Origin of the sequence: Paenibacillus sp. Marseille-P2973, from assembly GCF_018101095.1 — a bacterium.
Lineage (GTDB): Bacteria > Bacillota > Bacilli > Paenibacillales > Paenibacillaceae > Fontibacillus > Fontibacillus vini.
On the sequence record NZ_JAGQEH010000003.1, the window covers coordinates 158,142 to 171,283 of the forward strand.

General features: G+C 51.6%; 11 protein-coding genes. All 11 read left to right on the forward strand.

All coding sequences use genetic code 11. The features are described from left to right. Nucleotides 1-14: 14 nt before the first annotated feature. On the forward strand, nucleotides 15-2,027 hold the full coding sequence (locus KB559_RS07550) for an alpha-L-arabinofuranosidase C-terminal domain-containing protein (protein ID WP_211021122.1): 2,013 nt from the start codon (nucleotides 15-17) through the stop codon (nucleotides 2,025-2,027). Between the two features lie 17 nt (nucleotides 2,028-2,044). Continuing rightward, the gene (locus tag KB559_RS07555) at nucleotides 2,045-3,811 is read left to right on the forward strand and encodes a glycoside hydrolase family 2 protein (protein WP_211021123.1); all 1,767 of its coding nucleotides are present in this window, start codon (nucleotides 2,045-2,047) and stop codon (nucleotides 3,809-3,811) included. 258 nt (nucleotides 3,812-4,069) lie between these two features. After that, entirely contained in the window at nucleotides 4,070-5,680 is a 1,611-nt protein-coding gene (locus KB559_RS07560) for an ABC transporter substrate-binding protein (RefSeq protein WP_211021124.1), read from the forward strand. Continuing rightward, nucleotides 5,677-6,672: an ABC transporter permease gene (locus tag KB559_RS07565; RefSeq protein ID WP_247681650.1), complete on the forward strand. Its 996-nt coding sequence runs from the start codon at nucleotides 5,677-5,679 to the stop codon at nucleotides 6,670-6,672. The genes KB559_RS07560 and KB559_RS07565 overlap by 4 nt, the downstream gene beginning before the upstream one ends. Then, complete coding sequence (locus KB559_RS07570) at nucleotides 6,669-7,535, forward strand: ABC transporter permease (RefSeq protein ID WP_247681651.1); 867 nt, start codon at nucleotides 6,669-6,671, stop codon at nucleotides 7,533-7,535. Before KB559_RS07565 ends, KB559_RS07570 begins: the two co-directional genes overlap by 4 nt. After that, a complete protein-coding gene (locus tag KB559_RS07575; RefSeq protein WP_211021125.1) occupies nucleotides 7,535-8,299 on the forward strand; it encodes an ABC transporter ATP-binding protein in 765 nt (254 codons plus the stop codon). Before KB559_RS07570 ends, KB559_RS07575 begins: the two co-directional genes overlap by 1 nt. Further along, nucleotides 8,290-9,066 carry an ABC transporter ATP-binding protein gene (locus KB559_RS07580; protein WP_211021126.1) on the forward strand — a complete coding sequence of 259 codons (777 nt, stop codon included), beginning with the start codon at nucleotides 8,290-8,292 and terminating at the stop codon, nucleotides 9,064-9,066. The genes KB559_RS07575 and KB559_RS07580 overlap by 10 nt, the downstream gene beginning before the upstream one ends. After that, entirely contained in the window at nucleotides 9,063-10,130 is a 1,068-nt protein-coding gene (locus KB559_RS07585) for an aminotransferase class V-fold PLP-dependent enzyme (protein ID WP_211021127.1), read from the forward strand. Before KB559_RS07580 ends, KB559_RS07585 begins: the two co-directional genes overlap by 4 nt. Beyond that, nucleotides 10,123-11,262 carry an amidohydrolase family protein gene (locus KB559_RS07590; protein ID WP_211021128.1) on the forward strand — a complete coding sequence of 380 codons (1,140 nt, stop codon included), beginning with the start codon at nucleotides 10,123-10,125 and terminating at the stop codon, nucleotides 11,260-11,262. Before KB559_RS07585 ends, KB559_RS07590 begins: the two co-directional genes overlap by 8 nt. Before the next feature lie 376 nt (nucleotides 11,263-11,638). Next, entirely contained in the window at nucleotides 11,639-12,022 is a 384-nt protein-coding gene (locus KB559_RS07595) for a MerR family transcriptional regulator (RefSeq protein WP_211021129.1), read from the forward strand. 73 nt (nucleotides 12,023-12,095) lie between these two features. Next, nucleotides 12,096-13,043, forward strand: a complete 948-nt coding sequence (locus KB559_RS07600) for an aldo/keto reductase (protein WP_211021130.1) — start codon at nucleotides 12,096-12,098, stop codon at nucleotides 13,041-13,043. Nucleotides 13,044-13,142 lie beyond the last annotated feature (99 nt).

Below are 13,142 nucleotides of genomic sequence, written 5' to 3' on the forward strand. Positions count from 1 at the left end.
ATGGAGGGTGAAAATTGAACAATAAAGCGACGATTACAATCGATTGCAGCCGGGTAAGCGAACATACGATCAATCCATACTTATTCGGTCATTTCGTGGAGGATATACGCGATCATATGGAGGCCATGCTGGCCTTTCCGTTGAAAGACATGGATTTTGAGAGCGAGGCGGATAGCAAGACGGAGGTGTCGGGAAGCTGGTATGCCTTTACGAACGGACGGAATACCAAGTACGCGCTGGAGGCATCCGCACCGAAGCATTCGGGACGCGCCCAGCGGGTCCACATTCTGAGCGATGATGAGGCCTATGCAGGGATAGCTCAGAAGACTGCATTCAAAGGGCCGATGAAATATACGGTCAAGCTGGTGGCCAGAGCCTCGATCGAGCTTAACTATGTGATCGTTGAGGCTGTGGACCGGCTCAGCCAGGAGCGGCTGGGGTTGGAGCGCATCGAGCTGAATAGCCACAATTGGCAAGAGTATGAAGCGGTGCTGGCGGTCAGCCGGGACTGCGCTGATGCGGAGTTCCGGGTATACGTGCCGGCTGAACATCCGAGATGGCGAGACAGTGTATCTACCGGCATGCTGTGGATCGATCACGTGTCCCTCCTCCCCGAGGATCATATCGGACTCGTGAAGCGGGAAGTCGTTGAAATGTCGAGAGATTTGAATGCCGGCATGATGAGGTTGGCCGGTAACTATATTAGCGCCTACCACTTCGAGCATGGCATCGGACCTGTGCTTGAGCGCCCTGTCATGTTCAATGAGGCATGGGGAGGATGGACCAGTAAATACTTCGGGACGGATGAGTTCATCCATTTCTGCCGGGAGTTGAACGTAGAACCGCTGATTTGCGTGAATGACGGCTCGGGCACTCCGGAGGAAGCTGCGCAGTGGATTGAATATTGCAACGGCGGCATCGACACGCCGATGGGGGCGAAGCGTGCCGCGAACGGACATCCTGAACCGTACGACGTCAAGTATTGGGAAATCGGCAACGAGGTATGGGGAGCCTGGCAGGTAGGGACCTGTACGGGCGAGCAGTTCGCACGGCGAACCTTATCCTTCATCGAAGCGATGAAAGCGGCGGATCCTTCGATTGTGATTCTTGCCTGCGGACATACCGATCAGGCCTGGAACAAGGCGGTGCTGGACATCGCGGGGGAAAGAATCGACTATCTGACCCTGCATTTGTATCACGGCTACAATCGTTTTGCGATGGACCGGAGTACGCCAGCGGAGGAGCGCTATAAAGCAATCACGGCCTTCCCGGAATGGACGCGGCTCAACATTGAAGAGACACGGGAACAAATCCTCGCCAACCCGAAGCACTGCCATGTGAAGCTGGCGATTACTGAATACAATACGATGTACTATCCGAATAATGTGCGAAAAGGATTGCCGGATGAGCATACGCTGGGCGCGGCGGTCGCTAACGCCGCCAATCTTAACGAAATGCTGCGTTCAAGCGATTTAGTACACATCGGCAGCTTCTCCGATCTGGTGAACGGATGGCTCGGGGGCTGCATCCGGGTAGGCGATTATTATGCCGATCAATACTGCGGGAAAGCTCCCGGCTGGAGCGGGCATCCGCTCAAGGTATACGGAACGCCTACTTACGAAGTTATGAAGCTGTACGCGGGACGTGATATTTCCAGCATGCTTCCGGCAAAGGTAGAGGGCGGCACCTTCGCTGTTCAATCCAACAAACCGGCACCGATTGATTTGGACGCCTTGCCGGATCTGGATGTCGCTGCATGCACAAATAAAGACAGAAGCACGATCACTCTGTTTATCGTCAACCGGAGTCTGCAAGAGGTAAGGGCTGCTTTGGATCTTGGAGAGCTTCAAGCTGCTAAAGACACTGTGCTTTATGAAATCACTGGAGAATCCGAGTGGGATATTAATTCCGTCTTTGCCCCGGATTACATCTCCTGCAAGTCCAACTCCATTCCGTTCGAAGTCTGGAAGGCGGGTTATCCATTGCGTCCGGCATCGGTCTATGCACTGGAGATTAGAACTAAATAACTTTCTGGAGGAGCAAGATGACAACCAAGGGCTATATCAAAGATTATCCAAGACCCCAATTCGTGCGCGACAAATGGATGAACCTGAACGGCGAATGGGACTTCCGCTTCGACGACGATAACGTCGGGGAAATCGAAAAATGGCAGGAACAGCTGGCAGGAAGTCATAAGATTACTGTTCCATTTACGTATGAAACCCAAGCTAGTGGTATCGGCACCCCGGAATTTCATTCGCGGGTATGGTACAGCAAGAACGTGTCGATTCCGAAGGAAGCGGAAGGAAAACGGGTAATCCTGCATTTTCAGGCCGTGGATTATATCGCCAAGGTATGGGTAAACGGTGTGCTTGCCGGCAGCCATCAAGGGGCCTATGCCGCATTTTCGTTCGATATTACGCCTTACCTGATATTTGGCGAGGATAACATTATCACGTTAAAAGCGGAGGACAGCGACGACTGCACCCAGCCACGGGGCAAGCAGCGGTGGACGAAGGACAATTTCGAATGCTTCTATGTACAGACCACCGGCATTTGGCAGACGGTATGGCTGGAATATGTGGATGAGCAGCGGCTTGATAGGGTGAAAATTACACCTGATCTCGATCATGCCAGAGTAGCCTTCGATTACCGGGTACACGGCCTGGAAACGGCAAAGGGAACCTTAAGACTGGAAGCCATCGTGACGATGAAGGACCGCCATGTAAAGACGGTAAGCCTGGTGATCGACCGGCCTCGCCAGAGCGTGGAAGTGGACCTGGTGCATGAAGTGAACGGTCCTTGGAAAAGAATCTTCTGGTCACCGCAGCAGCCGAATCTCTATGATGTAGAATTTGTGCTGTATCACGATGATATCGTAGTGGATCGCGTACTATCCTATTTCGGAATGAGAAAGGTATCCATCGAAAAGGGCAAGGTACTTCTCAACAATGTACCGATCTATCAAAGACTGATGCTGGACCAGGGTTACTGGACAGAGAGCCATTTGACGCCGCCGAGCGAGGAAGCGCTTATAGCCGACATCGACTATATGCTGGAAATGGGATATAACGGCGTACGCAAGCACATGAAGGTTGAAGATGCCCGCTTCCTGTACTGGTGCGACGTTAAGGGCCTCCTGGTATGGTCGGAAATGGCCGCAACGTTCGAATTTCATGATGATGCGGTGGAGAACTTCACCAAAGAATGGTTGGAAATACTTCATCAGCAATATAACCATCCGAGCATTATCACATGGGTGCCGTTCAATGAGTCCTGGGGAATTCCGTACATTCTGCATGATCAAAGACAGCAGAAATTTACGGAGAGCATTTACCATCTCACCAAGTCGTATGACCCTTACCGTCCGGTCATTACGAATGACGGTTGGGAGCACACGGTCTCCGATATTATAACTTTGCACGACTATGTGGAGACCGGGGAGAAATTCCTGAAGCGGTATGCAGGTAACAAGGATGCAATCGTCAACAAGGAGATCACCTGCAATCAATGGAAGTACGCGCTCGCCGACGGCTACGAGTATAAAGGCCAGCCGATCATGATCACCGAATTCGGCGGGATCGCTTTCCAGTCGGATAAAGGCTGGGGCTACGGGCATCAGGTACAGACGGATGAAGAGTTCCTTGAGCGCTTTGACGGCTTAGTACAGGCGATCAAGAGTGTGGATTATATTTGCGGATTCTGCTACACCCAGCTTACCGATGTTCAGCAGGAAATCAACGGCCTTCTGACGGAGGACCGCAAGCCGAAATTCCCGCTCGCCAAGATCAAGGAGATTAACTTGAAATAACTCGCAATTGAAGAAAAGAGCCGAAACTGATAATTTCAGTTTGGGCTCTTTTTTTGTGCAAGACGAATGATGTAAGAAGAGACACAGTCAGAATTTGATTGCTGTTGAAATAGGAAAGCGGATACAATTCCTGAGCTGGATAAAATTAGTCAAACCCTTGTTGCAGCGCGGATTTTTTTGTTTGACAGATCTAAGTAATTCACCCATAATACAATTCATACTAAATTTATCCGCTTTATTGGAATAGGGGGAGTAAGCATGTTGAAGTTAAAAGGGTCTTTTAAAAAATCGGCTTGGATTGGCGCATTATCAGTTCTTATTTTGGTTCTGGTTGCCGGCTGCTCCGGTTCCAACAATAAACCCGCTGAAAATAACGGCGCTCAGAGTCAAAGCACTAATCAGAACTCGGAAGCGGGCAAGCCTGCTGCAGGAGGTACCTTTGTTTACGGGCGGCCTGCTGCGGTAACATCGCTCGACCTACATAACCAGATCACGGCAAACAACGCTTTTGCCATTGATAAAGTATTCGAATCACTGGTCTCTTTCAACAGCGAAGGGGAAATCGTAGATTGGCTGGCCGAGTCTCACAACATCAGCGAGGATGGCTTGAAATATACATTCGTGCTGCGTGAAGGCTTGAAATTTTCAAACGGTAACGAAGTTACGGCGGAGGATGCCGTATTCTCGCTGGAGCGGCATTTGAAGGTAGGGGGACCATTAGCGATTGCGGCAAAAGTGGATTCCGTCAAAGCTACGGATAACCGCACGCTTGAAATTGTTCTCCAGGAGCCGTATACGCCTTTCATTTCCGAGCTGTCCAACTTCTCTAACGGGATTATCCCGAAAGATTTCGGGGGAGTTTCCGAAGAAGAATTTTTCAAAAATCCGGTGGGTACAGGGCCGTTCGTGGTTGAAAAGTGGGACCCGGCAGGCGATCTGACATTTGTTAAGAATTCGAATTATTGGCAGGAAGGGAAGCCGTACATCGACAAGCTTGTTTACAAGCTGATCGAAGATGACAGTCAGGCGATTAACCAGCTCAAGGCGGGAGAAGTGAACGGAATTGAATCCTTGGCGCTGCAAAACGCGAATGAGATCAAGCAAGGTCCCGATACAGCTGTCGTTACTAACGGAAGCTGGGTGACGGAGCAACTGTTCTTCAATACCCTGGATAAGCATTTTTCCGACGTGTATGTTCGCCGCGCTTTAGCGCTGGCTATCGACCGTGAAGGTTTGACCAATGCGCTGACCTTCGGTTATGCAAAGCCTGCAATTTCCTTGCTGCCGACAGCAATCCCGTACAACTCACACGATCAGGTCAAAACGCTTGATTTTAATATCGATGCCGCCAAGGAGGAGCTTGCCAAATCCGCCTTCCCTGACGGTTTCAGCACCAAATTGCTGGTCGCTTCCGGCAACAGCACAAGAGCTCAAGAGGCGCAAATTATTCAGGCAGCGGGCAAGGAGATCGGGATTAATATCGAAATTGAATCGATTGAACTCGCTACGTTCCGCGAAAGATTCTTTGCTTACGATTTCTCGGCCATGCTGAACAGCGGCCAAGCCGATGCTCCGGAAGCGAATTCGATCATCGCTTTCCAAACCGATCCGGAAGGCTTCAGCAAATCGTACTGGACGCATTATACCAATGACGAAGTGACCAAGCTGCTGCGCGAAGGACAGAAGTCGCAGGACGGACCGGAACGGGCCGAAATTTATTCCAAGCTGCTTCAAACCTTGGCGGACGAAGTGCCTTACATTCCGCTTTTCTATCCGGATATTTTGAAAGGCGTGTCTTCTTCCGTGGATGGCATCGTTGTTTTGCCGAACGGCAGTATCCGCTTCGAAGAAGTTCAATTTAAAAAATGATGAAACTAAGCAAAACGTTTAGTGCATCGGCCGGAATCAAATCCAGGGGATCCTCCCTTTGGCTGGTGATAGTTCTGGTAAGAGCGCTGGTCGTCATTCTCTGCGTGACTACAGCTGTGTTTTTCTTGATCCGAATTGTCCCTGGGGACCCCGCGAAAATGATCCTGGGCGAATACAGTACACCTGAGGCGCTCGAGAGCATGCATCATGCTCTCGGGCTCGACCTCTCTATAGGGGAGCAGTTCCTACGATTCGTCAAGATTCTGTTTACGCAAGGGGATACGGGGAATTCCATCATCTCGGGAACCTCCACAAGGGAGCTGATTGCGGACCGGGCGCCAGTTACATTGCTGCTTATCGGATTGGCCAGTGTTTTTGCGATCATCATCGCCCTTATGCTTGCTACACTTGCGGCTACGAACAAAGATAAGCTGCCGGACCATTTGATCCGTATTTTTCCTACAATTACTTTAGGTATGCCCGTTTTTTGGGTTGGTTTGCTTCTAATTTTACTGTTTAGCGTCAGGTTGGGGTGGTTTCCCGTCGGAGGGGTCAAAGAAGGCTGGGTCGGTACCGTGCATAGCCTCGCGCTTCCGGCGATCACCGTAGCTTTTTCGCAAATTCCCACCCTGGTTCGTTCGTTACGAGCTCAAATGCTGGATGTATTGGAATCCGATTTCGTGGTCACGTTGAAGGCGGCCCGTATTCCAAGAGCGATCATTCTGTTCAAGCATGTGATGCGGAATGCGGCGCTTCCTACGCTGATGCTGTTCGGGGTAAATCTGTCGTACCTGATCGGCGGCACCTTAGTCGTTGAACAAGTGTTCGGCATCAAGGGAATCGGCAGCTTGCTGTTCTCCTCCATTGCAAAGCGGGATTTCCCGGTCATCCAAGGAATAGCGCTTTATTGTGCGATCTCTGTCGTGATCATCAGCCTCCTCGTTGAAATCATTTCCTGGTGGCTTGATCCCAGAACGAAAGGAAAATCATGAAACAGATGAGAATAGACCCCAGGTTGAATGGATACGGGAATAGGACAAGTTTTTTCGGCAGAATTTGGAGCACTCCGACCCTGATGGTGGGAACCTTCATGTTTGCGGTGCTTGTCCTCCTGGCCGTATTCATTCCGTTTATAAGTCCTTATCAGCCTTCCGAGCAAAACCTGAGCGCTTTTTTGCAGCCCCCGTCCGCCGAACATTGGCTGGGGACGGACCAATTGGGACGCGATCTGTTTACGAGACTGATTTATGCGGCCCGGACGGATTTGAAAATCATGGTGCTGGCCGAGATCATTCCGTTTTGTACCGGCCTATTTCTGGGTATGGTTGCGGGGTATTACGGGAAATGGCTTGATACCGTCATTACGCTGCTCACGGACACGTTTATCGCGTTTCCTTTTTATTTGATCGTTATCATCGTTGCTTTTGCCAGCGGGGCAGGGGAACGCGGCATTTATATCACTTTTATACTCGTAGGCTGGATCGTGTTTGCCCGGGTAACTCGCGGGCTTACCGCCTCGTTTCGCCAGCAGGAATGGGTAGCGTCCGCTCAAACGCTTGGGCTGCCCGGCATAAGAATTATTTTGCGCCATATTCTGCCGAATGTATTGCCGCAAGCAATCGTGGTCCTCATGACCGATATGGTCGGGCTGCTGGTAGCGATTGTGACGCTAGGGTATCTTGGCATCGGGATTACGCCGCCCACGCCGGATTGGGGAACGATGATTTCCGACGGGCAGTCTTTTATCACCACGGCCTGGTGGCTCTCTGCAGTTCCGGGTTTCGCGGTGGTGTATACGGGAATTGCGTTGTCCCTTGTAGGTGACGGCCTGGCGGATCTTTGGAGGAAAAAATAATGTCTTACAAAGTCATTCTGGAAGTAGAGGATTTGTCGCTGGAGACAAAGCAGCATCATAGATTGGTGAACCGGGTCAGCTTTGCGCTGGGCAAAGGCGAGACTATAGGCTTGGTGGGCGAATCGGGATCCGGGAAGTCGCTGACGCTGCGTGCGATACTCGGACTTCTTCCGCGCGGTGTGGAAAAGGTAGACGGAACCATCAAAAGCGATGAGCGCACCGCTATGGTCTTTCAGGATCCCCGGGGGGCGCTCGACCCGCTTTGTCCGGTCGTGAAGCAGCTTTCGGAAGTTGTTCGTTTCAGGCAGCAGGTAAGCAAAAAAGCGGCTCGCGAAATCGCGCTTGAGCTGCTCGAAAGGCTTGGGCTGCCAGATTCTTTAAAAACGGCCGACCGGTATCCGAGCCAGCTTTCGGGCGGACAATGCCAGCGCGTGGTCATCGCGATTGCGCTGGCGTGCAAGCCGAGCATTCTGCTCTGCGACGAGCCTACAACGGCGCTTGACGTCACCGTTCAGAAACAAATCATAGAGACGATTTCAGCTTTGCAAAAGGAACTGGGCTTTGCCATGGTATTTGTTACGCATAACCTTGCGGTAGCTGCGGCCATGTGTTCCAAACTGTGCGTGATGAAGAACGGGGAGATTGTGGAACAGGGAGATACCCTTGACCTTCTGCAAAACCCGCAGGATCCCTATACGCAAATGTTGATCAACTCGGTGCTTCCCATGCCTGAGCTGGAAGGGAGCGAGCGGATATGGAATTAGCTCTCCAGGTGAAAAATGTTTCAGTCCATTATGGCGGGTTTACAGCCCTGGATGATATCAGTTTGAATTTGCAGCAGCATAAAGTGCTGGGGCTTGTCGGAGAGTCGGGCTCGGGCAAATCCACGCTCGCCCGGGTGATTGCCGGGTTAATCACACCCGATGGCGGCGAGATTACTCTGAATTCGCAGCCCTTGCTCAAGAAGAGAGGTCGCGCTCAGCGCAAACAAATTCAGATGATCTTCCAGAACCCGGATGCTTCACTGAATCCAAAGCATTCGGTCCGGCAAATTCTGTCCGAGGCGTTATTGTTTCACCGAATCGTGGACCGCGCCCAGGTCGAAAAGAGATGCAAAGAGCTTCTGGCCAAGGTTCATATTGAAGAAAGCGGCTTGGACCGGTTTCCCCATGAATTTTCCGGCGGCCAGCGGCAACGGATCGCGATAGCGCGAGCTTTGAGCGTGGAACCGAGCCTGCTGATTGCGGACGAACCGACGAGCGCCCTCGACGTCTCGGTTCAGCGGAGCGTGCTGGAATTGTTCAGCAAGCTTAAGGCTGAATTAAACCTGACCATGCTATTCATTTCCCATGATTTGGGGGTCATCCATGAAATTAGCGATACGGTTGCGGTGATGCGCCAGGGACGGCTGGTTGAGCTGAATCCCAAGGATCGGTTCTTCTCCAACCCTGAATCGGCATATTCTCTCGAACTATTATCCGCAGTACCGAGAATGCCGAAACCAAGCACTTCAGGAGGTTTAACAACATGAGTCAAGAATATGCGGGATATGTACCCTTATCCTTATCCGAATATGAAATACTTAATGTTTTGCTGTCCCGGTTATTGTCTACAAAGCATGCTCCAGTGATTATCCCCGGGGAGGCGATCCTGGGTATAGAAGCAGTGGCTGCCGGGATCTCGGCTCCGGGTCGTACGATTTTGAATGTAGTGACAGGCCCTTACGGGAGCTTGTTCGGAACATGGCTGGAACGCGGCGGGGCAACGGTCGCCGAAGTGAGAGTCCCTTTTGATGAAGTGGTGACGGTAAAAGAAATTCATGAAGCAATCGACCGGTTCCGTCCGGTCGCGATTTCTTTTGTCCATGCGGAAGTGGTTACGGGGGGATCCAATCCGGCCCGGGAGATCTTAAAGCTTGCCCGGGACTATGATCTCGTAACGGTGATGGACTCGGTTTCGGCTGTCGGGGGAGAGAGCCTGCCGGTGGATGAATGGACAGCCGATTTCGTAGCGATCGGTGCGCAAAAGGCGTTGGCCGGTCCGAATGGCGTTAGCGCAGTAAGCGTGTCCCCGCGAGGCTGGGAGTTTCTTGAATCCAACAGGAACGCGCCGCGCAATTCAATCCTGTCTTTACTGGATTTGAAGCCTAGTAAAGATGGTTCGGCACCGCTTCGGGTTCCTCCCAACATCCCTGCCTTGGAGGCGAGGGCTCTAATCGCTGCTTTGGCGCTTGTCGAAGAGGAAGGGCTGGAACAGGTGATCAAGCGTCATGAACTTGCCGCGGCATCAACCCTGGCAGGCCTTAAAGCATTGGGAATCGAGCCTTGGCAAAAGGATAGCAGACATTATTCAACGCTTACTACGACGGTAAGGATTTCCGGGGAAAAGAGCTTGCTGATCGACCGTCCTATCGGCATCGTAGCCCCTGGTGACGGGGAATTATTCGGGCAGCTGCTGCGAATCAACCATTTCGGGGCGAACGCTTGCCGCCGGAGCGTGGAAGAAGCCATCAAGACGCTTGCGCAGTTGTTGAACCGGGACCCGGATCAAGCGCTTGAAGCGATTCTACAAGTTTGGGGGGAGAATCATGAGTAATAAAGGTCTCCAAGCTCAATCATTTAATCGAGTTTATATTGCGGGCATTCAGGGGAAACGCTTCGATATTTCTATTCGGAACGGAGTGTTCCATTCGATTGCCGAATCGGGGCCGGTTCCTGACGAGGGGGCTGTTCCAGCCCAAGACTTGTGGATTAGCCCGGGGATCATTGATCTCCATACCCATTTGGCTTGGACGGATTTCGATCACGCCGATCAATTGAAACGCGGCGGCCAGGAAATTGAAGAAATGCAGGCTCGAGCCTTTGAAGCCACACTTCGCACGGGCGTTACAACGGCGAGGGACGCGGGCGGACTGTTGCCCGGCACGGCCGAGCATCTGGTTCAGACGTATCAGGTACCGTTGCGGGTTCATACCAGCAGCGAGATGCTTGGAGCCGCGGATGCCAAGGGCACTATTCATTTGGAGAAGCGATTGAAGCAGATCTACGATACAGGTGCGGGCTGGGTCAAGATTATGGCAACGGGCGGCCTTGGGGCTCCGACGGAAAAGGTGCTGGATCCGGTGTTTTCGGAGGAAGAGTTCTCATTCATCGTACGCCATGCGCATGAACACGGCAAAAAGGTGCTGGTTCATACCTGGGGCGGAGTGACTGTGGACTGGTCAGTTAAGGCCGGCGTGGAATCGATCGAACATGGTATGTTCCTGACCGAGGAGCAAGCCGGAAGACTTGCCGAATCCGGCGTGGCCTTTGTGCCGACGACGTCGATCTACAGGATTGCCGCCGATCCCAAGGGCGTATTGGCGTTGAATCCGGTTATTTGTGAGCGGGCCGCCCGCGCCGCCGAAGCTCATCCTAAAGCGATTGCCTATGCCAAGAGAGCCGGGGTGCAGATCGGATTCGGAACGGATTATGCAACGCCTGCGCTTCATGGTTACAACCTGCAGGAGCTCGACACCTTGACGGATTATGGATTAACCCGCGCGGAAGCCTGGCAGTCAGCCACCGGGAATGCGGCCGAAATTTTGGGTTGGGGTCACCAATTGGGACGTATTGCTGAAGGGTACATTGCGGATGCCGTAATTTTCGATACAGATCCGTTTTTGGCGGATAATGCAGATAGCCTTCGTAAACATATCGTTACCGTCCTTACCGGAGCAAAGGAGTAGTATATAAGATGAATAAAGAATGAGATGCAGGCAAGGGAATAAAATGATTCCGAAGAAAACTACATGGTCGCATTTGGTTCCGGATTTCAACCGATTCAGATTCTATAAGATCATGAAATCTGGAACCAACAGCGATAGCAGGAACATTTTACGTACTTGCCACACATCCATTTCAATAGTTCATCTTATATCGCAAGATTTACAGATGGAATTGGGGAAAATAGGTTAAGCATGAGAGCCGGACTGTATAAATCAGCCCTGGCTCTTTTTGCATTGAGCATGGGAGTGACTCTGTACAGCTTCAAGCTATTGACTTGGAGTGCACTCTAAGTTGTACATTAGTTGCATTAGAAGGATTTGGAAAGGAGATCCATAGATGACGGATAAGGATTTGACGATTCAACAGGTCGCAGGCCTGACGGGATTGAGTGTGCATACGCTTCGCTATTATGAAAAAATCGGACTGATGGATCCGATCCGACGGGCGAAAAACGGACATCGAGCCTATCATATGGACGATATGGAATGGATCCGGTTGATCGTTCGTTTACGCTCCACCGGAATGCCGATCGCAGAAATGCAGCGCTTTGCGGATATGATGCGGATGGTGGATGCGGGTATTAGCCGGCGGAGAGCGCTCCTTGAGGAGCACGAACAAAAGCTGATGTTACAGGCGAAGGAACTGGAGGATACGCTGGCGGTTTTGCGCGACAAGATCGCTTATTACCGGGCTTGGGAAAGCGGAGAACATTCGGGTTAGAGTCGGTGTTTTCTGGACTATCTGACGGACCGGATTCAAATTTAATGTTAAGGGGATGTTTTCAGTGCTGCAGATGAAATTAGGTGCCACAAGTCTACAAGTCAGTGCGCTGGCTTTAGGATGTTTGAATTTCGGATCCCGGACGGGTCTGAGTGACTCTTATCGTCTGTTGGATCAATATGTGGATGCGGGAGGATCCTTCCTCGACACGGCGAACAATTACGCTTTTTGGAATGATGGATGTATTGGCGGGGAAAGCGAGTTGTTATTGGGCCGATGGATGAAAGAACGCGGCAACCGTGATCAAATGTTTATAGCGACGAAGGCGGGAGCCAAGCCTGCGTATCACGGAGCGGGGTTCGAGAATATGGAAGGTTTGGGCCGGAAGGCGATTGAAGCCGCCATCGATGAAAGCCTGCGGCGGCTTGGCACGGATTATGTGGATTTGTATTACGCTCACATTGACGATACATCCACCCCGCTCGAAGAGACGCTTGAGGCTTTGGACGAACTTGTTCGGAAGGGAAAGGTAAGGGCGATCGGCTGCAGTAACTACTCTCTCTCACGGTTGAAAGAGGCTCAAAGAATCAGCGAAGCGGGGAATTTGACCCCATACTCCTGTGTTCAGCAGCGCTATACCTATCTGCAGCCTCGACGCGATGCCGATTTCGGCATTCAAGTCAGCGCCGACGAGGAACTGCTGACTTATTGCCGGAACCGGGGCGATCTTTCCCTCTTGGCGTATTCCCCATTGCTAAACGGCGCGTATACGAGGAAAGATGTGTCCATCCCGGAATCGTATGGAGGATCGGAAGCGTTATCCAGATTACAGATGTTAAAAGAGGTCGCCGCCGAAACCGGAGGGACGATGAATCAAATCGTTCTGGCCTGGATGTTGCATAGCGATCCGGCAGTAATTCCGGTCATTGCGGCCAGCACTCCGGAGCAGCTCGGAGAGAATTTGGGCTCACTGGATATCAAGTTGAGCAGGGAACAGTTAGAACGATTAAATCAAGCCTAAACAGAGATATTTTTTACGTTGTCATTTTCCCGTTTCCTCATTATAGTTAGTTTATTGCGCTTACATAGATTCGGCACCTTGGATGAGGGCCATGGGGAG

Bases quoted from the DNA above. Each gene is read 5' to 3' on its own strand.
- KB559_RS07555 (WP_211021123.1), top strand. From the start codon at position 2,045: ATGACAACCAAGGGCTATATCAAAGATTATCCAAGACCCCAATTCGTG.
- KB559_RS07560 (WP_211021124.1), top strand. From the start codon at position 4,070: ATGTTGAAGTTAAAAGGGTCTTTTAAAAAATCGGCTTGGATTGGCGCA.
- KB559_RS07565 (WP_247681650.1), top strand. From the start codon at position 5,677: ATGATGAAACTAAGCAAAACGTTTAGTGCATCGGCCGGAATCAAATCC.
- KB559_RS07570 (WP_247681651.1), top strand. From the start codon at position 6,669: ATGAAACAGATGAGAATAGACCCCAGGTTGAATGGATACGGGAATAGG.
- KB559_RS07575 (WP_211021125.1), top strand. From the start codon at position 7,535: ATGTCTTACAAAGTCATTCTGGAAGTAGAGGATTTGTCGCTGGAGACA.
- KB559_RS07580 (WP_211021126.1), top strand. From the start codon at position 8,290: ATGGAATTAGCTCTCCAGGTGAAAAATGTTTCAGTCCATTATGGCGGG.
- KB559_RS07585 (WP_211021127.1), top strand. From the start codon at position 9,063: ATGAGTCAAGAATATGCGGGATATGTACCCTTATCCTTATCCGAATAT.
- KB559_RS07590 (WP_211021128.1), top strand. From the start codon at position 10,123: ATGAGTAATAAAGGTCTCCAAGCTCAATCATTTAATCGAGTTTATATT.
- KB559_RS07595 (WP_211021129.1), top strand. From the start codon at position 11,639: ATGACGGATAAGGATTTGACGATTCAACAGGTCGCAGGCCTGACGGGA.
- KB559_RS07600 (WP_211021130.1), top strand. From the start codon at position 12,096: ATGAAATTAGGTGCCACAAGTCTACAAGTCAGTGCGCTGGCTTTAGGA.